General features: G+C 52.8%; 22 protein-coding genes and 1 pseudogene. 5 read left to right on the forward strand and 18 right to left on the reverse strand.

Translation table 11 applies throughout. The annotated features are described in order from the left end of the window. Nucleotides 1-125: 125 nt before the first annotated feature. Nucleotides 126-1,643 carry a VanW family protein gene (locus ACHHV8_RS35920; RefSeq protein ID WP_395164209.1) on the forward strand — a complete coding sequence of 506 codons (1,518 nt, stop codon included), beginning with the start codon at nucleotides 126-128 and terminating at the stop codon, nucleotides 1,641-1,643. A gap of 707 nt (nucleotides 1,644-2,350) precedes the next feature. On the opposite strand, the gene ACHHV8_RS35925 is transcribed toward ACHHV8_RS35920, so the two are convergent. Together ACHHV8_RS35925 and ACHHV8_RS35930 are read right to left on the reverse strand one after the other, a co-directional pair. After that, nucleotides 2,351-3,826, reverse strand: a complete 1,476-nt coding sequence (locus tag ACHHV8_RS35925; RefSeq protein WP_395164210.1) for a sensor histidine kinase — start codon at nucleotides 3,824-3,826, stop codon at nucleotides 2,351-2,353. Beyond that, complete coding sequence (locus tag ACHHV8_RS35930; RefSeq protein ID WP_395164211.1) at nucleotides 3,823-4,506, reverse strand: response regulator transcription factor; 684 nt, start codon at nucleotides 4,504-4,506, stop codon at nucleotides 3,823-3,825. The genes ACHHV8_RS35925 and ACHHV8_RS35930 overlap by 4 nt, the downstream gene beginning before the upstream one ends. Before the next feature lie 197 nt (nucleotides 4,507-4,703). Between ACHHV8_RS35930 and ACHHV8_RS35935 the strand changes: the two genes are divergently transcribed. From ACHHV8_RS35935 to ACHHV8_RS35945, 3 genes are all read left to right on the forward strand, one after another. Further along, nucleotides 4,704-5,003: a hypothetical protein gene (locus ACHHV8_RS35935; protein ID WP_395164212.1), complete on the forward strand. Its 300-nt coding sequence runs from the start codon at nucleotides 4,704-4,706 to the stop codon at nucleotides 5,001-5,003. Nucleotides 5,004-5,102: 99 nt separating this feature from the next. Next, on the forward strand, nucleotides 5,103-6,161 hold the full coding sequence (locus ACHHV8_RS35940; RefSeq protein ID WP_395164213.1) for an FAD:protein FMN transferase: 1,059 nt from the start codon (nucleotides 5,103-5,105) through the stop codon (nucleotides 6,159-6,161). Continuing rightward, nucleotides 6,158-6,742, forward strand: coding sequence for a ferric reductase (locus ACHHV8_RS35945; RefSeq protein ID WP_395164214.1), 585 nt, complete (start codon nucleotides 6,158-6,160; stop codon nucleotides 6,740-6,742). Before ACHHV8_RS35940 ends, ACHHV8_RS35945 begins: the two co-directional genes overlap by 4 nt. Before the next feature lie 79 nt (nucleotides 6,743-6,821). Here ACHHV8_RS35945 and argH read toward each other — a convergent pair whose 3' ends face one another. From argH to ACHHV8_RS36005, 12 genes and pseudogenes are all read right to left on the reverse strand, one after another. Then, nucleotides 6,822-8,237, reverse strand: a complete 1,416-nt coding sequence (argH, locus tag ACHHV8_RS35950) for an argininosuccinate lyase (protein WP_395164215.1) — start codon at nucleotides 8,235-8,237, stop codon at nucleotides 6,822-6,824. A 184-nt stretch (nucleotides 8,238-8,421) separates the two neighbouring features. Then, on the reverse strand, nucleotides 8,422-9,657 hold the full coding sequence (locus tag ACHHV8_RS35955) for an argininosuccinate synthase (RefSeq protein WP_395164216.1): 1,236 nt from the start codon (nucleotides 9,655-9,657) through the stop codon (nucleotides 8,422-8,424). 25 nt (nucleotides 9,658-9,682) lie between these two features. Further along, on the reverse strand, nucleotides 9,683-10,636 hold the full coding sequence (gene argF / locus ACHHV8_RS35960) for an ornithine carbamoyltransferase (protein WP_395164217.1): 954 nt from the start codon (nucleotides 10,634-10,636) through the stop codon (nucleotides 9,683-9,685). Between the two features lie 87 nt (nucleotides 10,637-10,723). Then, a complete protein-coding gene (locus ACHHV8_RS35965) occupies nucleotides 10,724-11,920 on the reverse strand; it encodes an acetylornithine transaminase (protein ID WP_395164218.1) in 1,197 nt (398 codons plus the stop codon). A gap of 49 nt (nucleotides 11,921-11,969) precedes the next feature. Next, nucleotides 11,970-12,761 carry an acetylglutamate kinase gene (argB, locus tag ACHHV8_RS35970; RefSeq protein ID WP_395164219.1) on the reverse strand — a complete coding sequence of 264 codons (792 nt, stop codon included), beginning with the start codon at nucleotides 12,759-12,761 and terminating at the stop codon, nucleotides 11,970-11,972. A 212-nt stretch (nucleotides 12,762-12,973) separates the two neighbouring features. Further along, complete coding sequence (gene argJ / locus ACHHV8_RS35975) at nucleotides 12,974-14,200, reverse strand: bifunctional glutamate N-acetyltransferase/amino-acid acetyltransferase ArgJ (protein ID WP_395164220.1); 1,227 nt, start codon at nucleotides 14,198-14,200, stop codon at nucleotides 12,974-12,976. A gap of 26 nt (nucleotides 14,201-14,226) precedes the next feature. Continuing rightward, on the reverse strand, nucleotides 14,227-15,276 hold the full coding sequence (argC, locus tag ACHHV8_RS35980) for an N-acetyl-gamma-glutamyl-phosphate reductase (protein WP_395164221.1): 1,050 nt from the start codon (nucleotides 15,274-15,276) through the stop codon (nucleotides 14,227-14,229). 309 nt (nucleotides 15,277-15,585) lie between these two features. After that, nucleotides 15,586-16,449 carry a YitT family protein gene (locus ACHHV8_RS35985; RefSeq protein ID WP_395164318.1) on the reverse strand — a complete coding sequence of 288 codons (864 nt, stop codon included), beginning with the start codon at nucleotides 16,447-16,449 and terminating at the stop codon, nucleotides 15,586-15,588. 235 nt (nucleotides 16,450-16,684) lie between these two features. After that, nucleotides 16,685-17,805, reverse strand: a pseudogene (gene prfB / locus ACHHV8_RS35990) (peptide chain release factor 2). A gap of 134 nt (nucleotides 17,806-17,939) precedes the next feature. Beyond that, nucleotides 17,940-20,444 carry a preprotein translocase subunit SecA gene (gene secA, locus ACHHV8_RS35995; protein WP_395164222.1) on the reverse strand — a complete coding sequence of 835 codons (2,505 nt, stop codon included), beginning with the start codon at nucleotides 20,442-20,444 and terminating at the stop codon, nucleotides 17,940-17,942. Between the two features lie 194 nt (nucleotides 20,445-20,638). Beyond that, entirely contained in the window at nucleotides 20,639-21,181 is a 543-nt protein-coding gene (hpf, locus tag ACHHV8_RS36000) for a ribosome hibernation-promoting factor, HPF/YfiA family (RefSeq protein ID WP_395164223.1), read from the reverse strand. 379 nt (nucleotides 21,182-21,560) lie between these two features. Continuing rightward, nucleotides 21,561-22,148, reverse strand: coding sequence for a peroxiredoxin (locus tag ACHHV8_RS36005; protein ID WP_395162872.1), 588 nt, complete (start codon nucleotides 22,146-22,148; stop codon nucleotides 21,561-21,563). Between ACHHV8_RS36005 and ACHHV8_RS36010 the strand changes: the two genes are divergently transcribed. Further along, complete coding sequence (locus tag ACHHV8_RS36010) at nucleotides 22,112-23,563, forward strand: IS1182 family transposase (protein ID WP_395155790.1); 1,452 nt, start codon at nucleotides 22,112-22,114, stop codon at nucleotides 23,561-23,563. The two genes, ACHHV8_RS36005 and ACHHV8_RS36010, sit on opposite strands and share 37 nt — an antisense overlap. Nucleotides 23,564-23,761: 198 nt before the next feature. Here the strand turns inward: ACHHV8_RS36010 and ACHHV8_RS36015 are convergent, their stop codons facing one another. The 4 genes from ACHHV8_RS36015 to fliD all read right to left on the reverse strand — a co-directional run bounded on the left by ACHHV8_RS36015 (nucleotide 23,762) and on the right by fliD (nucleotide 26,586). Beyond that, nucleotides 23,762-23,959: a cold shock domain-containing protein gene (locus ACHHV8_RS36015; RefSeq protein ID WP_025847772.1), complete on the reverse strand. Its 198-nt coding sequence runs from the start codon at nucleotides 23,957-23,959 to the stop codon at nucleotides 23,762-23,764. A 313-nt stretch (nucleotides 23,960-24,272) separates the two neighbouring features. Further along, nucleotides 24,273-24,638, reverse strand: a complete 366-nt coding sequence (fliT, locus tag ACHHV8_RS36020) for a flagellar protein FliT (protein WP_395164224.1) — start codon at nucleotides 24,636-24,638, stop codon at nucleotides 24,273-24,275. A 21-nt stretch (nucleotides 24,639-24,659) separates the two neighbouring features. Next, nucleotides 24,660-25,034: a flagellar export chaperone FliS gene (gene fliS, locus ACHHV8_RS36025; protein WP_395164225.1), complete on the reverse strand. Its 375-nt coding sequence runs from the start codon at nucleotides 25,032-25,034 to the stop codon at nucleotides 24,660-24,662. A 22-nt stretch (nucleotides 25,035-25,056) separates the two neighbouring features. After that, entirely contained in the window at nucleotides 25,057-26,586 is a 1,530-nt protein-coding gene (fliD, locus tag ACHHV8_RS36030) for a flagellar filament capping protein FliD (RefSeq protein WP_395164226.1), read from the reverse strand. Nucleotides 26,587-26,588: the final 2 nt, after the last annotated feature.

A 26,588-nucleotide genomic window follows, 5' to 3' on the forward strand; every position in this document is an offset into this window, starting at 1 on the left:
TGAAAGAGCCCCGCTCCTTTCGAGGAAAGTTCTGTCTGAAGCGGCATATACATATAAGGTACAGGCAGGGCTTGTCATGAAAATTTGAATGATTTGTTAACAAGCGTCAAAAGGAGACGGATGAGATGGCTCGTCATTCTGTTATATTCCTGCGCCTGCTGGCAGGCTTGCTGCTGGCCGCTGCCTCAGCCTGCGGCACTGTTGCATGGTACGGCATGCAGCGGACGCTACCGGCCGGATTGACTGTCGACGGCTGGCCGATCGGCGCAATCACCATCGGTGCCTTCGAACAGCAGCTGGCTGAGCAGCGGCAGCGGCTGCTCGGCCAGGTTGTGCGCGTCGTCAGCAAGCAGGACGAGCTGCCGCTTGCGCCGGCCGACTGGACGCTGGAGCAGCTCGGTCTCAGCCTCCCGCTCGCAGAGGTGGAGGCGAAGCTGCGGCCGCTGAGCGTCGGCTCGCCCTTTGAGCGGGCGGTTTACCGCTACGGGCTGCGCGGCCAGACGTGGGAGCTTGCGCCGGCGTTCGACGCGGCCAAGCTGCATGACGCGCTGCGGCGGGGCTTCCCCGGCGTCTATGCGAAAGAGCCGGTCGACGCGCAGCGGATCGTCGGACCGCAGGACACGATCAGCTACGTGCCTGATACCGGCGTGCTGCGCATCGACGAGCCGAAGCTCCTCGAGCAGCTGCGCGCGGTACGGCCTACGCTGGGCGCCCTGGCCGCCGTACATGACGGGGCGGCAGCGGATCCCGCTCCGGATGCGGCGGGAGCCCTGCAGCCGATCGCGACCGTTCCGCTGGCGTTCTACCGGCAGAATGCCGCGGTCACCATGCAGACGTTGAAGGCCCAAGGCATCGAGCGGAAAATCAGCGAGTTCACGACAACCTACCCCGCGAACAGCGAAGGGCGGGTGCATAACATTTGCTCCACCGCCGCCTCGATTCAGGATCTGCTGCTCGCTCCCGGCGAGGTGTTCGATTACGCCAAATATATTGCCGATACCGAAGCGAAATTCGGCTTCAAGGAAGCTCCCGTTATTCTGAACGGCAAGCTGGTTCCCGGGATCGGCGGAGGGATCTGCCAGGTCTCCTCTACTCTCTATAACGCCGTGCTGCGGGCGGGACTTGAAATTGTCGAACGGCGCAACCACTCGCTGCCGGTCAGCTATGTCCCGCTCGGGCAGGATGCCACTTTTGCCAGCGGCTATATTAATTTTAAATTCCGCAACAGCACGCCCTACTACCTGCTGCTGCGCACCTCGGCCGATGAGAGCCGGCTCACAGTCAAACTGTTCGGACAAACTCCGACAGATGTGACCTACACCATCGAGTCGAAAACGGTCGAAACGTTGGCACCGCCTGTCAAATATGTGCTGAATCCGACGCTTCCTGCCGGAAAAAGCAAAAAGCTGACTACCGGCAAGCCGGGCTACATCGTGGAGACTTACAGATATAAAAAGCAGGACGGGCAGATCGTCGGCACGGAGCGGATCTCCCGTGACACGTACTCGGCCCAGCCGACCATCTACGAATCGAACCAAGGCGGATCCTCCTCGCCTACTAATCCAGCTCCTGCGCCACAGCCGGGACGCCAGCCGCAGGCGCCGCTCATTGAGGATGGCGTAAGGGGGCCCAGCTTCCCTTAGGCACGGCTTCGCCGAAAGGGCTGCATCCGGTGCGTCAGTTCGAACGGTCGCCATGCCACGCCAGGCATTCGTGCGTGTTGGAGCATCGGTCTCCAACACGCCGCTGCGCGCCGGAAAATAGGCGGCGCAGACGCTCCTTGCCTCAAACGAAATCCTTTCGTTTCGCCGTCTCGCAGCCTCTCACTGAACGCCTGGTTGCGGTTGCCGCCATCGGCGTGGTTCTTAACGCTAAGCGTAACCCTGCTCAACCAATCGCTCTCATCGCATGGCGGTGGCGGGGCTACCCTCACCGCTCCGGCACGCGAAAAAACACCGGCCTTCGCGTTATTCGCGAACTGCCGGTGTTTTTTCTCTGTCGTATCGCTTGCTTGCGAACACGCAGGTGTCCTCTTGGCTCTACGCATCGCTTGCTCGCGAACGCACAGGCGCTTTCTTTTGCCCCACGCATCGCTCTTATTCGAAAACGCGCAGGTGTGCTTTCTTTCCCTGCACATCGCTTGCTCGCACACGCAGGTACTCTCTTTGCCCTACGTATCGCTTCTCACGAACACTCTGGTGCTTTCTTTTCCCCACGTATCGCTCTTATTCGAAAACGCAGGTACTTCTTTGCCCTGAGCCCCTTCGCTCATGACATGCATATTCTTTACCCTACGCACCTCTTGCTCACAAACGCGCAGGCGCTCTCTTTAAAAAAGTACCAAATTCGTTCAAGCCTTAGGCATGCTGACGATAAAGGCACTCCCCTCGCCTACCCGGCTTTTTACCTGAATGCTTCCTCCATGAATGTCCACGATGGATTTGGTTATCGATAAGCCGAGACCTGCGCCGCCGTATTTGCGCGCACGGGACGTTTCGATCCGGTAAAACCGATCGAACAAGTGGGCTAGATGCTCCTCAGGGATCCCCGGTCCGTTATCTTTGACGGATAACCTGATCATTCCAGCTTGTTCATCCTCATCCAGCGCGACCTCAATCCTGCCCTGTGCGGGATCGGTATGCTGAATAGCATTTTGAAACAGGTTCAACACAACCTGCTTGATTTTATCCTGATTGCATACGGAACTTAGCTCGGGATGGACGGAAAAGTTAACTTCCCGGTTCCCGGCCAGCAGCCGAAGCTGCGGCTCCATGTCGTGCAGCATGCGGTCGAATCTTTCCGCCTTCATCTCAAAGGTCGGCGTCCGGTCCAGCCTGGCAAGCATGAATAAATCCTGCACCAGTTTATTAATCCGCTCGGATTCGCCGTACATGCTCTTTAAAGCTTTTTCCAGCTGGTCCGGATGGTTCGCCGCGCCGCGCAGCAATATTTCCAGGAAGCCGTGAATGGACGTTAACGGGGTTCTCAGCTCGTGGGAAGCGTCTGCAATAAACCGCCGCATCTGCTCCTTGGCTTCCTTCTCCGCCTCGAACGAATCCTCCAGCCGCTCCAGCATGCCGTTGAACGAGAGGGACAACCGGTCAATCTCCAGCTGCCCCTGACGGACGGGAAGCCGTTCGTTCAATTTGCCTGCATCAATCTGCTCCACGGTATCGACCATTGTGAACAATGGTACAAGCGTTCGCCTCAGCACCGGCAGGAACGTAACCAGACCGAAGAACATTGCTACCAAGGAAAGCCCGACAAACGTCATCAGCTGGCGAAGAAGCAAATCCTTGAGCGGACCTGTACTCGAGCTCACCTGAAGCATGCCGACGGGCCGCCCCCTCGGGCCTGCGGGCTGAAAAGCAACCAGCTGTTCCTCACCGCTGCTGTCTCTCAGCACCTGATAAGGGATTTTTTTGCCCTGTTGAACCTTTAACAGCTCCTTATATTCCTCTGAGGATAGCTGCGGCCCTTCCCCTGTGCTGTCCGGGGGGCGGGAGATCAGGTTGTAGTTGCCATCCGTATCGATAAACGCAACGGTCGTCTCCGGAATAAACAGCATCGGCCGGTCACGGCGCTGCGGATTGTCCTTATCCCTGTCTTTGTCAAATAGATTCCATGCTTCGCGGGGTAAAGAAATGACCTGACTCTGCATCGTTTCCGCTTTGTTTTTATACAAAAACTGCTGCATAAAGATGTATTGAAACACACCGATCAACAGCAGCAGTCCGGCCAAAATAAACAGCGAACGGGAGAGCAGCTGGTATCGCAAAGATTGCGGCGCAAACAAGCGGACCAGCCTTGTGCCGAACGTTTTCATGATAAATCCACTCGGTAGCCTGCTCCCCGCAGCGTTCGGATCAGCTTGTGCTCCCGGTCATTCAGCTTGTCGCGCAAGGAACGGATGTATACTTCCACGATGTTTTCTTCTCCCCCGAAGTCATAGCCCCATACCTTCTCCAAAATCATCGATTTACTAAGCACCAGCCCGTTATTAATGACCAGAAACTTCAGCAGCTCGTACTCGGTCGGCGACAGCTCCAGCACTTGGTCCCCGTAAGTGATCTCCTTGCGCCGGTCGTCAATTCGAAAAGGCCCCGCCACCACTTCGCCGAATAGATTAGGAAACTGGTTGCGGATTCTGGCGTGAATGCGGGCAAGCAGCTCCTCGAAGCTGAAAGGCTTGCTCATGTAGTCGTCTGCCCCAAGCGTCAGTCCCTTGATCCGGTCCTCTACCTCTTCCTTGGCGGTGAGCATAATGACGGCGATATTCTGGTTCTTTTTCAGCATGCGGCACACCTCGAAGCCGTCCATTCCCGGCATCATCACATCGAGAATGGCAACATGCGGCTGAAACTCTTTGGCCGCCGTAACGGCGGTGAAGCCGTCCGGCGCTGTCATTACCTCAAAGCCTTCGTTCTGAAGGCCAAACTCCAAAAACTGCAAAATATTCGGTTCGTCATCTATTAATAAAATCTTGATTCCTTTTAATTGGCGCATATGTTCATTCCCCTCCGCCCCCTATTGTACCTCATTTTTTCCGCGGCGCATCCCTCTTATCCAAGGTTTCAGCAAACTTTCAGCCATTGCTCAAGTTTGGCTCAGCTTATGGTTACATAATGTTCTCATAAGCACTCTAACTACAATTACAGGCCGGAATCAATCCAGTTTACTTAGGAGAAGGAGTCCGTATTGATATGAAAAAAAGACCGTCCAAATGGCTGAAATGGAACATAGGAGCCTTAGGGCTCCTCGGACTCGTCGTATTATTTCAGGAAGTAAAAGATAGCCCCGCCTTCGAACAGGCGTATGCTAATGCCTCTCCTCTCAAGGAGCAGTCGACGGGCCAGCAAAAAAGCCGCGATCCGGTAATCGGCGAATGGCAGCAGAGCCAAGCCTCCGGTTCCGGAGGAAGACAGGGAGCCTCCGCTCACAGGCACAGGCAGAACGGAACTTCCACGGACCTGAACGGAGGTCCGCCGGTAACGGCAGTATGAACACCAGCCCTGGAGACAGCTCGTCGGCCGTACCCAGTACTCGAACCGGCAGATCCTGATTAGCTTAGGGCACAGCAAGAAAAAAGGAGGTAACTTACCATGGCTTTAGATTCTAACCATCCTTCGCACCGTCTCTTTCATTTTCGAGCCATGAATACCCAAATTGAATTCATGGTTAGCGGGGGGCCGGAGGAGCCGGCTTACTATTACAATCTGGCTTCCGACTGGTTCCGCTATGCCGAGGAACGGTTCAGCCGCTTCCTGGAGAAAAGTGAGCTCAGCCATCTGAACCGTCTGGCCGGAGAAACCTGCCTCATCTCCGAGACGATGCTGGAGGTCCTCACGCTGGCTGATAATTACCGGCAGTTAACCGACGGCATATTTAACCCGCTCATTTATGAGGCGCTCAGCCGGTCGGGGTATGACGATACATTTGATCATATTCGTAATGGAACTGCGCCCAAAGCGCTGTCTTCTGGGCCTCCTGTCGAAACTAAGAATCTTGCATCCCTCAGCATTCAACCGGCTATGCGGTCCGTCCGGCTTCCCGCCTCATCCGGCATCGATCTGGGCGGCATCGTCAAAGGCTGGGCCGTCAAACGGCTGGCCGACTATTTCAAGGACACGCTGCAGGTGCCCCGCGGCCTCATTAATGCAGGCGGCGACCTGACGTTCTGGGGAGGGAGCGCGGAGGACGCAGCTCCATGGACGGTTGAAATCGAGCACCCGTGGCAGGAACAGACTCCCCCCGGACGCATCGTACGGGCCGATGGGGCTGCCGCCACCTCCAGCAAGCTGGGAAGACGCTGGAACACCGATCAAGGCGTCATGCACCACTTGATCGATCCGCGCACCATGCGTCCGAGCGATAGCGATGTGATCCAGTGCACCGTCAGCGGCGGTAAAGATTCGGACACGGTCGCTTGTGAGATTTGGGCGAAGGTTCTCTGCATCCTGGGAACGAAGGAAGGCCTCACCTTGTTAAGACGCAGGGCCGTCCCGTACGAGGCGCTGCTGTTTACGGCCGATCGCCAAACACATTTCTTAGGCAATCCGGATTCGCTCGGGACGATATGGCGGGAAGTGCCCGTTGATCATATCCATATCCATCGCGGTTCGGCGAACTATCCCCGTTATGAAGGAGGGACCAGAAGTTGATTGCTTTCATTGCAGCTCTGCCTTTATGGCAGGTGATCCGTGCGGCCGGATTGGTCTCCTTCGTGCTCCTGACGCTTGGGATCGGGCTTGGAATTAGCCACAGCTTTCCGTTCTGGGGCGGCAAGCTCAAAGGAAGGCTGTATAAGACGCATGTCTATTCAACCAACTCAGGTGTGGCGCTGGGCTTGTTTCACGGCATGGTTACCGTTATTGACACATACGCTCCGTTCAGCTGGAGCGATGTGTTTATCCCGTTTACGGCGCTGCGCTCGCCCATGCTCAACGGGCTCGGAACCCTGGCCGATTACGGCATGCTGCTTGTTATTTTCACCTCGGACCTTCGCAGCAAGCTGAAAAAAAAGCTGTGGTTCCTCATCCACCTGCTGTCGTACCCTATCTTCATGATGGCTTTCATTCACGGGTACTTCCTCGGAACGGATACGCAGTATGCAGGAATCCGCTGGCTTTACCTGCTGTCCGCACTTCTCGTTATCGGGTTGACTTTCATACGGCTTATCATCCCGAGCCGTCGAAGAGAGAATCGGCCTCCTGCAGGCCGCCGTATTTCCGCTTCCCGATAAATACAATAAAACCCGGCGAACCGGGCGTTGAAGACGCCCCGATCGTCGGGTTTTACTTTTGTTTGCTGCGGCATCCCGCTTATTTGCTTTGATTATAATACTGCTCGAACCATGCGTTCGTCTGAACCGCAACCGCCTCGGCACGAACAATAGCTTCGCCGACCTGGTTACTGGCCGTACCGCCGTATACGTTACGCGCATTAACGACCTGCTCCGGCTGCAATACTTGATAAATGTCCTGCTCGAACAGTTTGGAAAACTGGTGGAACTCCTCCAGCTTCAAGTCCAGCAGGAACTTGTGGTTCTGAATACAGTAAAGCACGGTTTTGCCGATCACTTCATGCGCCTGACGGAAAGGCAGGCCTTTGTTGACCAGATAATCCGCGATATCCGTAGCGTTGGAGAAATCCTGATTGACCGCCTGCCGCATCTGCTCCTTGTTCACCTTCATCGTGCTGACCATCGGAGCGAACAGCTGAAGCGCGCCTTGGAGCGTCTTCACGGTATCGAACATGCCTTCTTTGTCTTCCTGCATGTCCTTATTGTAAGCAAGCGGCAGAGACTTCAGCACGGTCAGGAGACCGAACAGATTGCCGTAGACCCGTCCTGTTTTACCGCGCACCAGCTCCGGTACGTCCGGATTTTTCTTCTGCGGCATAATGCTGCTGCCTGTGCAGAAAGCATCGTCAAGCTCGATAAACCGGAACTCGGTACTGGACGACAGAATCATTTCCTCGGAAAAACGGGATAAGTGCATCATGATCATCGACGCGTTGGACAAAAACTCAATGATAAAGTCGCGATCGCTGACCGCGTCCAGCGAGTTCTCATAGACGCCGTCGAAGCCGAGCTGCTGCGCCACATAATGGCGGTCGATCGGGAACGTCGTCCCGGCCAAAGCCCCAGCCCCGAGCGGCAGCACATTGATCCGCTTGTAGCTGTCCTGCAGGCGCTCAATATCCCGCTGGAACATCGAAACGTACGCCATCAAGTGATGGGCGAACAGAATCGGCTGCGCCCGCTGCAGATGCGTGTAGCCCGGAACAATCGTATCGATGTTATTCTTCGCCTGGGTCAGAAGCGCTTCCTGAAGCTTGCTCAGCAGGCCGACGAACTCCACTACGCGTTTGCGCAGATACAAGTGCATGTCGGTCGCTACCTGGTCGTTCCGGCTGCGTCCGGTATGCAGCTTGCCGCCGACCGGTCCTACTTCATCGATCAACGCTTTCTCAATGTTCATATGAATGTCTTCATCGCTCACGGAAAACTCCATTTCCCCGCGGCGGATGATATGCTGCACCTTCAATAGACCGTCCTTGATTTTCTCCACATCGTCCAGTGGAAGGATGCCGCATTTGCCAAGCATCGTCACATGAGCCAGGCTTCCTTGAATATCCTCTTCAGCCAGCTCTTTATCGAAAAGAATGGAAGCTGTATATTCCTCGACCAGCTGGTCGGTTTTCTTCGTAAATCGTCCACCCCAAAGCTTTGACAACGTGTTTGCCTCCTTATTGTGGCTTGTGAGAGGCGGGCTTGAGTTGCAATCCACTCAGCACAAGCTGAAACTTTCTTCGAAATTCGACATCGACCAAACATAGCAAAAGCGACGCAAGCTTTTCCCGGGGTCTGTGCCCCGGAAAAGCCGCTTCGCTGAATGCTTGCCGGCCTCATCGGCGAGATTACTTCGCGTTTTGCTGTACGCCGGAGGATACTTTCAAACGCAGCGCGTTCAGACGGATAAATCCGGCAGCGTCGCCTTGATTGTAAGCTTGGGTAGGGTCCGCTTCCATTGTAGCAATGTCCGGATTGTACAAGCTCACAGGGCTTTGCACGCCTGCGCCGATAACATTGCCTTTGTACAGCTTCAGACGTACCGTACCGGTGACGTTCTTCTGGCTTTCGTCGACCAGCGCTTGCAGAGCAAGACGCTCAGGCGCGAACCAGAAGCCGTTATATACGAGTGTCGCGTAACGGGAGATCAACGAATCGCGCAGGCTCATCACCTCGCGGTCCATCGTGAGCGACTCCATTTTGCGGTGAGCGGTGAACAGAATTGTACCACCCGGCGTTTCATATACGCCGCGGCTCTTCATGCCTACGAAACGGTTTTCCACCATGTCGACACGGCCGATTCCGTGCTTGCCGCCGAGCTCGTTCAAGCGCTCCATCACGGTAAGAGGGTCCATTTTGTCTCCATTTAGGCCGACACAGTTCCCTTTTTCAAAATTCAATTCCACGTATTCCGCTTGGTCCGGTGCATCCTCAGGGTCTACGCTCAACACGAACATATCTTTGTTGGATGTCGCGCTAGGGTCGAACCAAGGATCTTCCAGCATGCCGCTCTCGAAGCTGATATGCAGCAGGTTGCGGTCTGTGGAGTAAGGCTTCGCAGCGGATGCCGTTACCGGAATGCCGTGCTTTTCCGCATAAGCGATCATTTCCGCGCGGCCCGGGAAGGTTTCACGGAATTCCTCCAGACGCCAAGGCGCGATCACTTCCAGCTCAGGCGCCAAAGCAGCCGCCGTCAATTCAAAACGAACCTGGTCGTTCCCTTTGCCTGTCGCGCCGTGTGCGATCGCGGTTGCGCCTTCTTTACGGGCGATTTCGACCATACGCTTCGCGATCAAGGGACGGGCAATACTCGTACCGAGCAGGTATTGGCCTTCATATAATGCGCCCGCTTGGAACATCGGGAAAATAAAATCTTTGGCGAACTCTTCACGGAGATCGTCGATGTAGATTTTCGATGCGCCGGTTGCCAGAGCTTTCGCTTCCAGACCGTCCAGCTCATCCTTTTGCCCGATATCGGCAGTAAATGCGATAATTTCCGCATCGTATGTTTCTTTCAACCATTTTAAAATAATCGACGTATCCAAACCGCCGGAATAGGCCAGTACAATTTTTTGCTTTGCCATGTTCAAGTTCGCTCCTTAGAAAAAATTACATGATTGCTGCCATGATAGCTTTCTGTGCGTGCAGACGGTTTTCCGCCTGATCGAAAATAATCGAGTTCGGCCCGTCGATAACCCCTTCGCTGACTTCCTCGCCGCGGTGTGCAGGCAGGCAGTGCATGAACAGGTAGTCTTTGTTCGCGTAGCGGGTCAGCTCTTCATTCACCTGGAAGTTGGAGAACGCAATTTCGCGCTCCTTCTGTTCTTCTTCAAAGCCCATGCTCGCCCATACGTCCGTATAAACGACATCCGCATCGGCAATCGCTTCCTTCGGATCGTTGCCGACGTACAGCTTGGAGCCAGTCTGTGCGGCCACGTCTCTCGTCGATGCCACTACGCCCGAATTCGGCTCGTAGCCCTGCGGCGAAGCGCAGGCAAAATCCATTCCCAGCTTGGCCGCACCCATCATCAAGGAGTGCACCATGTTATTACCGTCTCCGATATAAGCCACTTTCAAGCCTTGCAGGCGGCCTTTGTGCTCCAGCACGGTTTGGTAATCGGCCAGCGCCTGGCAAGGATGAGAACGGTCGGTCAGGCCGTTAATCACGGGTACCGTCGCGCCGCGGGCCAGCTCAATGACCTTGCGGTGAGCAAAGGTACGGATCATAATCCCGTCCAAATAACGCGACATCACCTGTGCCGTATCCCATACCGTTTCCCCGCGTCCCAGCTGCAGATCGTTCTTGCTCAAAAACAGCGCATGCCCGCCCAGCTGGTACATGCCGACTTCAAACGATACACGCGTCCGCGTAGAAGATTTCTCAAAAATCATACCGAGTGTCTTGCCCTTGAGCGGCTGATACACTTCGCCTTCTTTTTGTTTGCGTTTCAGTTCAATCGCCAAATCGATTAAATATTGAAGCTCCTCCGGCGCAAAATCAGCTATGGAAAGAAAGTCTCTTCCTTTCAGATCGATTGCCAATTGTTGTTCAGTTCCTGCCAAGGATCTCGCCCCTTTCCTGTCGTGCCGGCTTCGCTCTTCAGCAAAGCCGGGGTCACGCAGCTATCAATAGTATTGTTGCTTTATGTTCTAGCCCTGCACAGCCGCAGCCGCTTGTTTGTTCAACAAATCGCTTACGGCCTTCAGACCGTGTGCCAAATCTTCTTTATCGATCAGCAGGCTTGGAGCCAGTCGGATGACATTCGGGCCGGCTGATACGACAAGCACCCCTTGCTCCTGCAGCTCGGCTATCAGGTCTGCTACCGGCTGCGTGCACTCGATACCGATCAGCATGCCGAGTCCGCGCACTTCCTTCACGAGCGGATTGTCCGCCAGCTGCTCCGACAATGTGCTCACAATGTAGTCGCCCAGCTCCTGCGCGCGCTCAGGCAGCTTCTCGGCCAGCAGCGTTTCTACTGTGGCGATTCCCGCCGCCGTCGACAAGTAGTTGCCTCCGAACGTAGAGCCATGGCTCCCTGCGGAGAAAGCCTCGCGCAGCTTCTCTTTCCCCAGCATCGCGCCGATCGGCATTCCGCTGCCGAGGCCTTTGGCCAAGGTGAAAATATCCGGCTCAATGCCGTAATGCTCGAAAGCAAACATTTTACCCGTACGGCCCATGCCCGTCTGGATTTCATCAATAATCAGCAGCAGTCCGTGCTGCTTGCACAGCTCAGCCACCTTGGTGACAAATGCCTGGTTCGCCCGGTTAACTCCGCCCTCGCCTTGAACCATCTCCAGCATAATCGCGCATGTTTTCGGCCCGATCGCCTTCTCAAGCGCCTCCGCATCGTTATAGGGAGCGTACACGAAGCCCTCAGGCAGCGGGGCAAAACCTTCTTTTACTTTATCCTGCCCGGTTGCCGTCAGGGTAGCCAGCGTACGGCCGTGGAACGACAGGTGGAAGGTAATAATTTCGTACTGGTCATTTTTGCCGAGCACCTTCTGAAAATACCGGCGCGCCAGCTTGATCGCCGCTTCATTCGCTTCGGCGCCGCTGTTGCAGAAGAATACCGCATCCGCACAGCTATTATCCGTCAGCAGCTTGGCGAGCTGCTCCTGGTTCGGGATATGAAACAGGTTGCTCGTATGCCAGAGCAGATCGACCTGATCCTTCAAGCGCTCCGCTACCTGCTTGGGAGCATGCCCCAGGTTGGTCACGGCAAGACCGCACATGAGGTCCAAATATTCCTTTCCGTTCTCATCCCACAGACGGCTGCCTTCCCCTTTCACAAATGCCAACGGGTAACGGCCATAATTCGGAAATAAAGAATTTGCTCCTTCTCCCATGTCGATCCACTCCTTTGTCCCTTGTATGATTTATCCGTTATTTCACGATCTATTTTACAATCCGCGTTCCGATTTCCGCGCCTTTGATGACACGGCTGAGCACTTCCGGCTCTGCGCCGTTTACGATAATGACTTCCCGTACTTTGCCTTGAATGCACTGCACTGCGGCCCGCACCTTCGGAATCATGCCACCGTAAATTTCGCCGCTGTTGATCATTTCGTCGATTTCATTCACCGTCACGCTCGGAAGCACGCGCTTCTCTCCGTCCACGACTCTCATGATGCCCGGTACGTCGGTAACGACGATCATCCGTTCAACGCCCAAGTGGGAAGCGACAGCGCCTGCCGCCGTATCCGCGTTAATGTTGTAACGCTGTCCGCCGTCCGCTCCCAAGCCGACCGGCGCGATGACCGGCATATAGCCCATTTTGACAACGCCCTGAATCAGCTCCGCATTGACATGCGTCACGTCCCCGACCAAGCCGACCTCGTTCGCATTCGCTACCGGTACCGCCTGGATGAGCTTGCCGTCTACACCGGACAATCCGAGCGCGCGTGCGCCGGACAGCTGGATTTTACGGACAATCTCCTTGTTGATCTGACCGGACAGCACCATCTCTACGACATCAAGCACCGCTTCGTTCGTCTTGCGCAGACCGCCGACGAATTCCGTCTCAATGCCCAGCTTGCCCAGCGTATCGGAGATCGCAGGACCGCCTCCGTGAACGATGACCGGAATAATAGCTTCATCCTGAAGCCCCTTCAAATCCTGAAAAAATGAATCAGGAAGCGCAGCCAGCGTACTGCCGCCGCACTTCATCACAAAACACATTGCGCTCATGCTTCGCTCCCCTTACGCATAGATTTGACCCTCCCAAACTCCCCCTGCTATGGAAGACCAGGACTCCAAGGGCTCTCACCCCTCTGGACAGACGAAGCTTGGAGAAAAACGGTCTTATTTACATTTGCGGTTTCGAACCGCTTTCGTCCATTTGGAACACATGTATTATATTTTCAGACTTCAAGCAAGCCCTAAAATCATTAAATCTATATTTACGTCCGATAAGCAGCATTAATCCGCACGTAGTCGTACGTCAGATCGCAGCCCCAAGCCGTCGCCGTCTCCGTGCCCATATGCAGGTTCACGTGAATTTGTACCAGCTCAGTTTTCAAGTAGGCTTCTGCAAGATCCTCGTCGAACTTGACCGGTCTGGATTGCTCGAGCACAGTAATGTCGCCCAGACGAATATCGACCGTCTCCGTATTCACCGGATAGCCCGCTCTGCCCACGGCCGCGATGATCCGGCCCCAGTTCGCATCTGCCCCGAAGCAGGCTGATTTAACCAAGCTCGAGCCGATGACGGTTTTCGCAATGGCGCGAGCCGCTTCCTGCGACTCCGCACCCGCCACGTTCACTTCGATCAGTTTCGTCGCGCCTTCGCCGTCGCGGGCGATAGCCTTGGCCAAATATTCTCCCACGTACCGGAAGCCCGCTTCGAACGCAGCCCAATCGGGATGATCCGGCGTTAAGTTGTCATTCTCCGCCTGACCGCTCGCCATAACCACGACCATGTCGTTCGTGCTCGTATCGCCGTCCACCGTGATCATGTTAAATGTCGTGTCGGTTACCGAGCTGAGCAGCTTCTGCAGCTGGGCGCTTCCGATATTAGCGTCTGTCGTCATAAAGCCGAGCATCGTCGCCATGTTCGGATGAATCATGCCCGAGCCTTTGGCTGCGCCGGCGATATGTACCGTCTTGCCGCCCACGGTTACCCGCACGCAGGTCATCTTCTGAACCAGATCTGTGGTCAGAATCGCTTGGCAAAAATCTTCGCCGCCGTCCAGCTTCACCTGCGCCGGCAGGCCGTCGATGCCGTTCAGCACCTTCGGCATCGGCAGCAGCTCGCCGATCACGCCTGTTGAAGTCACGCCTACGTGGTGCTCGGCTACGCCGAATGCCTTAGCTGCGGCCGCGCGCATCGCATAGGCATCTTCCTCGCCCTGCTTGCCTGTGCAGGCATTCGCGTTGCCGCTGTTCACTAGCATCGCCTGCAGCTTGCCGTCCACGGCAATGCTCTGCTGCGTGACGCGCAGCGGCGCTGCCTGAAACGCGTTAAGCGTATATACTCCCGCCGCTTCGGCAGGCTCATCGCATACGATGATGCCCAGATCGTAGCGCTCCGTTTTCTTCAAGCCGCAGTGCAGTCCCCCTGCGCGAAAGCCTCGAGGCGTCGTAATCGTACCGTCCGGCACGACAGTAAATGAATTGCTCACCGTCATCTTCTCCTCATCCATAACCTATTCGTTTAAGGATATACCGGGGTAAAGGCCAATCCGGTCGTCTCCTCCCAGCCCATCATCAAATTCAAATTCTGAATCGCTTGACCCGCTGCGCCTTTGACCATATTATCGATAACCGAAATAATCGTCAGCCGTCCTGTCCGCGAATCCAGAGAGAAGCCGATATCGCAGTAATTGGAGCCCCATACGTGCTTCGTAGCCGGCCAATTGCCTTGAGGACGAATTCTGACAAAACGGCGTCCTTCATAATACTGCTTATACAGCTCAATAACTTCCTCTTCCGAATGCTTCTCTTTCAGATTAACATACATCGTGGACAAAATCCCGCGCGTCATCGGCACCAAATGCGTCGTAAACGTGACAACCACGTCTTCTCCAGCTATACGTCCGAGCACCTGCTCGATTTCCGGCGTATGCTGGTGTTTATTGACCTTGTAAGCCAGGAAATTCTCGTTAATCTCCGAGTAATGAGCCGATAGGCTTAACCCTCTGCCTGCTCCCGATACACCGGATTTGGAGTCGATAATAATGGAAGATAAATCGGCCCAGCCCGCATTCACGAGAGGAATCAAGCCAAGAAGCGAAGCGGTAGGAAAACAGCCCGGGTTGGAAATAAACGCCGTCCCCTTCACTTCTTCACCGAACACCTCGGATAATCCGTATACCGCCTTCTCTACGTAAGCCGGATCTGCCGGCTTATGTTTATACCATTGCTCGTAGGCTTCGCCCGACTTCAAACGAAAATCGCCGGACAAATCGACGACTTTCAGTCCCGCGTCCACCAGCTGGGGAGCCAGCTCGGATGCGACGCCATGAGGGGTCGCCAGGAAGACCACGTCGGCTTGCTTGCTGATTTGCTGCACATCAATTCCGTCCAGCTTCTCCAGCATAATCTGATTCAGATGCGGAAAACCGTCCGCAATCGGCACACCCGCGCTCGATGACGAAATAACGGAAGTGATCTCAACATGAGGATGCGTCAGCAAAAGACGGATCAGTTCAACCCCACCGTACCCTGTCGCCCCGATAATAGCTGCTCTTAATTTGTTAGACATAACCGTTCCCTCCACATGCAAACTATGTATTATTATACATTCGACGGTATAATAATTCAATGGATTTTTTGCCGGGTTTTTCGATCCCCACAAGCCCGGTCACCTGAAAAATAATTGCTGCAACCCTGTATGAACTGCCGCAGTGTAAGCGGCACCAAGCAAGCCAAAAGTACAGCTTCAGCAAGGCACTTCACCGCTTCCTACGGTCCGCTCCCTATCACTTGCGGTTTCGTCTCCGGATATTTTCCATCATAACTCAGAAACCGTTCCTATTTCTATGGCCGCCGGACAAAATATAACAGGTTCTCCTTAAGGCGAACCGTGCAGCTTGAACCCTTCCCCCAATACTTCGTTCGTATCGTTTAAAATTACAAAGGCTTCCGGGTCTGTCGCCTTAACCAGTTCTTTCAGGCGGGTTACTTCATTCTGTCCCACTACCGCCATCAGTACAAGCCTTTCCTCCCCGGTATAGCCCCCTGTCGCATGCAGCTGGGTTAGCCCTCGATCCAGCTCGACGAGAATCGCCTGACGAATCCTCTCCGCCTCATTGGAGATAATGAAAGCCACCTTCGAATAGCTCAGCCCGAGCTGTACTACATTGATCGTTTTGCTTGTTACGAAAAGCCCGATCAGCGCATACATCGCTTTTTCCGGAGAAAGCACAAGCCCTGCCGTCAAAATCACGAGCCCGTCCAGCAGCGCCACGGCAAGTCCGAGACTTAAGCCCGTCAGCCGATGAATCATTTGGGCTGCGAGGTCCAAGCCTCCTGTGGAGGCACGTCCCCGAAACACGAGCCCAAGCCCCATGCCTACGAGCATCCCGCCGTAAATACCGGCCAGCAGCAAATTGTCAGTCAATGGAGGCAGTCCGCGCGTCAGCAAAATAAGCAGCGGGAGCAGCACCGAGCCCACCGCTGTCTTGACACCGAACTGGCCGCCTAATACCCAGGTACCCAATATAAATAAAGGGATATTCAAAGCCCATTGAGTCAACGCCGGCTCTAGGCCGAATACCTCCTGAACAATGATGCTGATCCCCGACACCCCGCCGGATGCCACTTGATTCGGGCTTAGAAACAGATTAAAGCTCAGCGCAATCAGCCCTGAGCCGATCATTAGCAGCACATATTCCATCACCTTGCGCCCCAGCGGCCGCTGAAGCCTGTGCTGCATAGTCGTTGAGGTGCGAAGCCTTTTTTTCGGGCGGTACGCCATTCCGGCCCCTCCTTCCTATAGCCTTTAGGATAAACAAAAAAATCCCGCAGCCTAAGCCGCGGCGCTTTGCATTCGGCAAGCCGGACTTTTTCTTTAAATAGTCCTTCTTAACTCGAAGCAAAACGCCTGGCAATAGGTGTAGGATTTGCTAGTCACGCTTGATTTATGAGAGCTCCGTCAGAGTCCACGCTCGTTACTCAGCAGCAGGATCCGACTTGATCTGCAGGCGCAGGAAGGCATCGATGAACATATCCAGATCGCCGTCCATCACCGCCCCGATATTCCCCGTCTCAGTGGAGGTCCGGTGGTCACTTCACCATGCTGTACGGATGGAAAACGTAAGAGCGTATTTGGCTGCCCCATGCGATATCGGACACTTCCCCGCGAATTTCAGCCAGATGCTTCATCTGCTCTTCGATTTTCTTCTCGTAGAGCTTCGAACGGAGCATTTTCATCGCCCGCTCGCGGTTCTTGATCTGCGAACGCTCAGTTTGGCAGCTGACCACTACGCCGGTCGGTAGGTGCGTAATCCGTACCGCCGAGTCCGTCGTGTTGATATGCTGACCGCCGGCGCCGCTGGAACGGTACGTATCCACTTTCAAATCCTCCGTGCGGATTTCCACTTCCACGTCGTCATCAATCTCCGGCATCACATCGCAAGAGACGAAGGAGGTGTGGCGGCGGCCCGAGGCATCAAATGGAGATATCCGTACGAGGCGATGCACGCCTTTTTCCGCCTTCAAATAGCCATAGGCATTGTAGCCTTTAATGAGCAGGGTCACGCTCTTAACGCCGGCCTCATCGCCCGGCAAATAGTCCAGCACTTCGACCTTGAAGTCCCGCTTCTCCGCCCAGCGGCGGTACATCCGCAGCAGCATCTCCGCCCAGTCCTGCGATTCCGTACCGCCTGCACCGGGATGCAGCTCAAGAATCGCATTCAGCCGGTCATACGGCTGGCTCAGCAGCAGCTGCAGCTCGAAATTTTCGAGCTTTACCACGAGCGCGGCAATTCCCTTCTCGATGTCAGCGGCCATGCTGTCATCCTGCTCCTCCTGCATGAGCTCGACCATCAGCTCCAAATCCTCGTATTCCGAGGATAACGCCTGGAATTGGTCCACGCTGCCTTTGATCGCGTTCATATCGGCGATGGTTTTCTGGGCGCTCTCGTTATCGTCCCAAAAATCAGGCGCAGCCATTTTTTCCTCGTAGTTCGCAATTTCCTCGAGCTTCAGATCTAAGTCAAAGAGACCCCCTAAGCTCAGCTAGTCTTCTAGCCGTTTCTCGTAAATCCTGCTTCACTTCTGGTTCTAACACAACGCTCACTCCTTCAGATTAAAGCCGCCCTTGCAGCTCTCCTTTGGTTCAAAAAAAGGGGGCCGGATGATTCCCGGCTTCCCTTTTTCCATTCTTCTATTCACACAGGTGGCTCACATGTCGCTCAAAAGTAGTTATGCACCGTGGCACTGCTTAAACTTTTTGCCGCTGCCGCATGGGCACAGATCGTTGCGTCCGGTAGGACTTTCGTTCACGACCGGCTTCTTCGGCACAGGCTCTCCATCGTTCATAACCAGGTTCGCCTCAATCACAGGCTGACGCTCAAGATTGGTTTCTATGTGGGCTTTCATAATGTACGTAGCCACTTCCTCTTGGATCGTCTGGATCATCTCCTGGAACATTTCAAAGCCCTCAAATTGGTATTCGCGCAGCGGATCGGTACCGCCGTAGGCCCGGAGGTGAATCCCTTGACGAAGCTGATCCATCGCATCGATATGATCCATCCATTTGGAATCGACCGCGCGCAGCACGATGACCTTTTCAAACTCACGGACGAACTCTTCTCCGATGGTTTGTTCGCGTTCTTCGTACAGGCGCATAACCAGATCCTTGATGTACTGCGCCATCTCATCCTTCTCTTTGCCCCACAGCTCTTCCGATGTCAGCTGTCCTTCGTGAAGGAACGTTCCGTTCGCATAATCTACGATCGCCTGCAGATCCCATTCCTCCGGAACCAGATCGGCCGGGCAGTGCGCCTCTACGATCCGTTCAACGACCGGCATAATCATACCGAGTGTAATATCCCGGATGTTATCGGATTCCAACACCTCGCGGCGCTGTTTATAAATAATTTCCCGCTGCTGGTTCATCACGTCGTCATACTGAAGAACGACCTTCCGCACGTCGAAGTTATTGCCTTCCACCCGCTTCTGAGCCGACTCAACTGCACGTGTAATCAGCTTGCTCTCAATCGGCTGATCTTCCTCGAAGCCGAGCTTATCCATCATGCCCATGATGTTCTCCGCACCGAAGCGGCGCATCAGCTCATCTTCCATGGACAAATAAAATTGAGAAGACCCTGGGTCGCCCTGGCGTCCTGCACGGCCGCGCAGCTGATTATCGATACGGCGGCTTTCGTGCCGCTCTGTACCTATAATATGCAAGCCGCCGATATCGTGTACGCCTTCGCCCAGCGTAATATCCGTACCGCGTCCCGCCATGTTCGTAGCGATCGTCACAGCGCCAGGCTCGCCTGCGCGGGATACGATTTCCGCTTCCTCCGCATGGTACTTCGCATTAAGCACCTTATGGGACACGCCTTTGCGCTTCAGCATCTCAGACAGCCGCTCGGAGTTCTCGATCGACACCGTACCTACAAGTACAGGCTGCTTGTTCTGATGGCGCTTGACGATCTCTTCCACGACCGCTCTGAACTTACTGTTCACCGATTTATACACAACATCCGGAAAATCCTGACGAATCATCGGACGGTTCGTTGGCACCACGATAACCTCGAGTCCGTAAATTTTCTTGAACTCTTCCTCTTCCGTCTTAGCCGTACCGGTCATCCCGGACAGCTTGCGGTACATACGGAAATAGTTCTGGAATGTGATGGTTGCCAGCGTCATGGACTCGTTCTGCACCTGCAGCTTTTCCTTCGCTTCGATAGCCTGATGCAGACCATCGCTGTACCGGCGTCCGGTCATCAAACGGCCGGTGAATTCGTCGACGATCACGACCTCTTCTTCCTGTACCACATAGTCCACATCGCGCTTCATGATCACATGTGCTTTCAATGCTTGCGTAAGATGATGATTCAACGTCACGTTGGCATGGTCGAACAGATTCTCGATCCCAAAAGCCTGCTCCGCTTTGGCTACGCCCGCTTCCGTCATCGATACGGAACGCATCTTGATATCCACGGTGTAGTCTTCTTCTTCTTTCAAGCGGCTCACAAACTGATCCGCCCGGTAGTACATATCCGTCGACTTGGCAGCTTGTCCGGAAATAATGAGCGGCGTCCGCGCTTCGTCGACCAGAATCGAATCCACCTCGTCAATGACGCAGAAATATAAAGGTCTTTGTACCATCTGCTCTTTGTAGACAACCATGTTGTCACGCAAATAGTCGAAGCCGAACTCGTTATTCGTACCGTACGTAATATCGCAAGCATACGCCTGCTGCTTTTCATGATGCTCCAGAGAATTCAAATTGACCCCGACGGTCATGCCGAGGAATTCGTATACTCTTCCCATCTCTGCGCTGTCACGTTGCGCCAGGTAATCATTGACCGTAACGACATGCACGCCTTTGCCCAGCAGCGCGTTCAAATACACCGGCAGGGTACCGACCAGCGTTTTCCCTTCCCCGGTCATCATCTCCGCAATACGGCCTTCGTGAAGCACCATACCGCCGATCAGCTGCACGTCATAGTGGCGCTTGCCCAGCACGCGCTTCGACGCTTCCCGAACCACCGCGAAGGCTTCCGGCAGCAGGTCGTCCAAGTCCTCGCCTTTCTCCAGCCGCTCACGGAATTCTACTGTCTTATTGCGCAGCTCTTCATCAGACAAAGCCTCTATGCTTGGTTCCAATTCGTTGATCGCTTCAACGGTCTTCCATAGTCTCTTTACTTCACGTTCGTTTGAATCACCAAATATTTTTTTAACGAGTCCTAACATGGGCTCATCTCCCTTTTATAAGAACGGTTTGCCTTAAATTGTAGCAGTTTGCGACAAGAGTCGCAAGAACTGAAGGATCGTCCATTATTTATCATGGTAAACTTGCGTTTCCTTTATGCGAAACACCGTAGAAGGAACCTCGATCTATACGTAAAAGAGAGCCTGCCCCTAAAGGCAAGCTCTCCGTTATCTATTTATACGGCCGGCTCAATCAAGCCATATTTGCCATCATTTCGTTTATATACCACATTCACTTGCTCTGTATCCATATTGGAGAATACAAAGAAGGTGTGACCTACCATATTCATTTGCAGAATCGCTTCGTCCACATCCATCGGCTTCAATGTAAACCGTTTGGTACGGACCAGCTCGTAAAAGTCTTCGTCCTCGAGCAAAGTCGGCGTATCTACCTTTAATATATCGCGTATACCGCCTTCTTCGCGGATTTTACGGTTGACCTTCGTTTTGTGCTTACGGATTTGCCGCTCCAGTTTGTCTACAACGACATCGATCGATGCGTACATGTCGGCGCTTTTTTCCTCGGCCCGGAGCAGAACCCGCGTCAGCGGAATCGTCACCTCGATGGCTTGTAAGCCTTTAATGACACTCAAAGTTACATTAACTTCGGAAGTAGGGGGATTTTCAAAGTACCTTTCCAGCTTGCTCAGCTTTTTTTCAACATAGTCTCTCAGTGCTTCCGTTACCTCGATGTGTTGTCCACGAATGTTGAATTTCATTGTACTTCTCCTCCTTTCATGTACCTATTATACTATATTCGGCGGCCTCATTCAAAAATCCTTCATATTTGTTCGCCGATTTGTTTAAATTTTCTTACAATTCTGTAAACGAGCTGACTTCCCTCTTGTTTTTGGAGAAACACGAACCACCACAAAAAACACCCTGGATTCAATCGAGGCCACTGAAAAAGTCATCGCTACGAGTACGGAACATTCTTCCGATCGCTGTTGTCCCTGGATTTCTTTGATTATCTTCCGCTTGTAGCGGTTGAAATCCAAGGACAAAGGCGAACGCTTTCGCTTCTACAGAACGATTCCGTGCTCTCCGCTAGTTTTTCAGTGGCCTCCGCTTAGGATGCCGGTTTTTTTGACACTGCAATTATCCGAGTGTTTTATCGCCTTTTTTCCAATTCACCGGGCACAAGCCGCCGGATTGAAGCGCCTCAAGAATGCGCAGCGTTTCTTCGACACTGCGGCCGACGTTCATATCGGTAACTACCTGGTAGCGAACTGCGCCTTCGGGGTCGATAATGAACAGACCGCGGTGCGCCGCGCCCGAAGCGTCGTCAAGCACGCCGTATGCTTTGGCTGTTTCTTTCTTGAAGTCGGACGCCAGCGGGTAGTTGATCGGGCCGATGCCCTGCTGGTCGCGCGGCGTATTGATCCAAGCACGGTGGGTATAGACGCTGTCCACCGAGATGCCTACGATATCGCAGCCAAGCTCCTTGAACTTATCTACGTTGTCGCTGAATGCGATAATTTCCGTCGGGCATACATACGTGAAGTCATAAGGCCAGAAGAACACCATTACCCAACGGCGAGGCCACTGAAAAAGTCCGTTAATGAAAAGGTACAGACTCTCAATATTTTGAGGGCGCTGTGCCTTTTTTCTTGTATACTTTAAAGTAATACGTCGGAAGGGTGAAGACCATGTTCCAGCCTCAACTTTCTTTTGCATTAAGCCCATACACAGCGCTATATGACCTCATCGTGCCGAAAGACAACATGCTACGCCAGATAAATGAGCTGGTTGACTTCTCCTTCGTCTACGACGAATTGAAAGCTAACTACTGTTTGGACAACGGCCGTAACGCCATCGATCCGTTGCGGATGTTTAAATATCTGCTTCTGAAAGCTATTTTCGAGGTGTCGGACGTGGATCTGGTCGAGCGCTCCCGGTACGATATGTCTTTTAAATACTTCCTTCAGATGGCTCCGGAAGAAGCCGTCATCGACCCGAGCTCCCTTACGAAGTTCCGCAAGTTGCGGTTAAAAAACATGGATCTGCTGGATCTGCTCATCGGCAAGACAGTTGAACTAGCTACTGCGCAAGGGATTTTAACGAGCACCTCCATCATCGTGGACGCGACGCATACAAAAGCCCGTTATAACCAGAAATCACCGAGGGAGATTTTACAGGACCGTTCCCGCAAATTGCGAAAAGCCATCTACTCTATCGACGAATCGCTGAAGGGGAAGCTACCTGCCAAGAACGCCGTGGATACGCTCGAGGCCGAGATCGACTATTGCCAGAAGCTCATCGAGGTTACCGAAACCGGGCTTGGTATCGCCCAACTGCCTAAGATTACAGAACCGTTGAATCTGCTAAAAGAGACCGTCGAGGATGACATAGAACAACTGCGCATCTCGCAAGATCAGGATGCGCGCGTCGGCCACAAGAGTGCAGATTCCTCGTTTTTTGGCTATAAGACGCATATTGCCATGAGTGAGGAACGAATCATTACGGCGGCAATTGTAACGACCGGAGAGAAGAACGATGGCAAGCAGTTGCAATCGCTCATCGAGAAAAGCAAGGCTGCGGGCATGGATGTAAAGACGGTAATTGGCGATATGGCCTATTCGGAAAAAGAAAACATCGCATACAGCAAGGAAAATCAGATTGAACTCGTCTCCCGGCTTAACCCACAAATCACCCAGGGTATGCGCAAAAAGGAAGATGAATTCGAATTCAATAAAGATGCAGGCATGTATGTATGCAAGGCAGGCCATATGGCGATTCGGAAAGCGCGGACAGGAAAAAAGGGAATCAGCAAAAACCAAAAGGACACTTACTATTTCGATGTGGAGCTATGCAAACGATGCCCCTTCAAAGAAGGATGCTACAAGGAGGGCTCTAAAAGTAAAACGTACTCGGTGAGCATTAAATCCGGGGAGCACGCCGAGCAGATGGCATTCCAGGAAACGGAGTATTTCAAAGAGAAGGCGAAAGAACGGTACAAGATCGAGGCCAAAAACAGCGAACTTAAGCACCGGCACGGGTACGACGTAGCCACGTCCTCGGGTCTGTTAGGCATGCAGATACAAGGAGCTATGGCCATATTCGCAGTAAACTTAAAGCGGATATTGAAACTGGCTGACTAAAAAATAGCGTAAAGCCCTATGAAAAATGCGGTACCCTCCGAGAAAATCGGAACAGGTGCCGCATTTTTTTCGCCTAACGCCTGGACTCACCGAAAAAACGTAAGTTCTTCAGTGGCCTCGATTCAATCCAGGGTGTAGCGGCTCTATCAGTTATGGATAACCAATCTATGCCATTCGATCCTTTGTATTAAGGATAAATTATAGCTTTACTACGTTAGCTGCTTGTGGTCCGCGTGCGCCCTCTACGATATCGAATTCAACCGATTGGCCTTCTTCCAATGTTTTGAATCCTTCGGATTGGATTGCGGAGAAATGCACGAATACATCCCCGCCGTCTTCGCGCTCGATGAAACCGTATCCTTTTTCTGCGTTAAACCATTTTACTTTACCTTGCATTCAAAACATTCCCTTCGTTATCAAGTAAATGCAGGCCATGCCCACAATTCGAATATATCACCCCCTCTTCCCGGCTGTCAATTGTATCCACACGTGAAACCGGAATTTTTAGAAAATTTCGGTATTAACATGCCGTTAATAAACTATTCACAGAGAAAAACCGCGTCACTGCGGCGTTTTTCGACATTTTTTATAAAGTTATGCACAAAGTTATGCACATTGTCCACAGGTCGTGTGTATACAAAAAGAACCCTCTCATGTTTATTCACAAGAGGGCTTAACTCATTTATTTTAAGTTATTCGTACGCAATCTCTATTTTCTTTTATCAAAAAATGCGCCATAAGCGGAGGTAGACCCGCCATATCCCCCGTACTGATCATTGGCTGCCTTGCTTTTCCGGAAATTAGCCATTTCCACTGCCAGCAGCTGTTTCTTGCGGTTCATGACGGGAATAAGGTTCATATCAGCCTCGGCCGCCGGTTGGAGATAGATTCGCTTTTGTTCGTCCGAAAGCGTTGCTCCTGCTTCAAACCGTTCATTCAGCTGTTGTATTACATTCTGCCGCTGATCCAGAAGATCGTTCCACTCTTCCGGCTCGGCATCCTCCAATAACCGGCTCTGCAGTCGTCTAGTATGCTCAAGCAATTCGTTCAGCAGTATATCCAAAGAGGCCGTCATAATTGTCCTAGTCCCCTCTCTCTATGCCTTTTGCTTGGAGAGAAGTATAGCTTCCTTCCACGTATCGCGGAACTGTACGAACAGCCCTTCCACCTCGTCGAGAATCGTGTCGTCCTTGTGGATGTTCGCTTCGATCAGCCGGCGGTTCATATAATCGTACATCGTCATGAGCTGCTCAGCGATTGGGTAAGAGCGGTCCAGCGTAATAATAAGCTCACTAATAATATCTTGTACCCGCAAATTGGATTGATTCGACTTCTCCCATTGCTTCTCGGCTAAAGCCGCTCTTGCCTGCTTAACAAATTTAATCGCCCCGTTAAACAGCATGAGAGTCAATTCGCCAGGAGTGGCCGTAGTGACTTGATTGTTTTGGTATTTTTGAGCAGCAGTTATCATGCTTCCTCGCTCCCTCTACTTTTTAACTTTGGGTCTGTTGTGTCAGCCAGCTGCTTTGGGAATTCGCCTTGCTTAACGCTGTCTCCATAGCAGTGAATTTAGCCCAGTAACGATCTTCAATATCCTTGAGCCTCGCCTGCCAATCTATGATATCCTTGCCGATTTGAGTTAAATCTTTACCTAAAGTACTGTTATCCGTAAGCGATGCTGCGCTACCGGCCTTATCTGTAATCTTGGTCATCGTGCTGTTAATCTGATCATAGAGACGCTGAGCTAGCCCGCTCTCTGCATATTTAGTAGAAGAGTCCGTAGCCGTGCTTGTTTTGGTAAACAAATCCATGACGGCCGACCCGTTCTCGGAGATCGCCTGACGCAGCTTGGTCTCGTCGATATACAGCTTACCATTCTCGTAATAGGACCCTGTCGTGATTCCGATCTCGCTTAGGGTGTTATGTTTATCATCAATTGTGCTTCCCGTTACTTGGCTGGAGAGTGACTGGCGCATTTGAGATAACAAACCGGAAAGGATCGGATCCTGTCTTAGCATACCGCTCTTGGCCTTATCTTCCCACTGCTCTACTTGCTTATCGGTCATTGCCGATTTCTCATCATCTAACAGAGGCTGGTAATCCCTGTATCGAGTCTCGCTAATCTTGGTGTTGAGTTTATCGATAACATCGTTATATTTGTCTATGTAAGTTTTAATCGAGTTATAGATGGCGTCCTCGTCCTGCTTCACATTAACCGTAGTGGGGCCTGTGCCCTTAACGTTGAACTCTATACCGTCAAATGTAAAAGTAGAGCTGGTGATGCCGTATGTGATGCCGTTGATTTTGACACTACCGGCTGTGACGTTCGTACCAGCCTTGTACGTACCCGCCGACCAATTAGTGCCGCCACCAGTTGTATCTCCATTAGATATTCCAAGTATATTAATATCATCACTAGTATCGCCAACCGTCGTATCACCAACGCCCCCGACATATACTGCTGAGGCTGCGCCTGCAGTTGTATTTGTCAAAGTTATAGATTTATCATCCTCAAGAAAGTTTGCCTTTACCCCCGTAGTTGAGGAAACCGCATTGATCCGGGCGATGACATTATTAATGGTGTCTTTGGGGTCCACTTTGATCTCTACTGCGTTCGCCGCACTGGAGCCAATCTTAAATGAAAAGGCAGTTCCTCCAATTTCAGTGGAACCATCCTTCACACTGTTATTCACAGTAAACTTAACTGATGCCGAGCTAGCAGCCGTGGGCTGACTGATTACATTCACATCATATGTAGTAGCCGTAGGGTACCCCTTTTGCTTGGCTGTCACGATAGAATCGTTATCAGAAGCCATCGTTTTTGTCTGGAACGTACCTTGTAGCTTCATGTTCGATGTCGCACTTCTTAAATCTAACAAGAGCGCATTCATTTCTCTATATTGGTCCCTTGTCCATTCTTCTGTCTGCTTTTTCTGCAAAAGCTTATTTAACGGGGCACTCTCCGCCTTCATCAAATTTTTGACAATGGAATCTGTGTCTAAACCTGAGACTAATCCGCTCATTC

Origin of the sequence: Paenibacillus sp. TAB_01, assembly GCF_043945595.1 — a bacterium.
Lineage (GTDB): Bacteria > Bacillota > Bacilli > Paenibacillales > NBRC-103111 > Paenibacillus_S.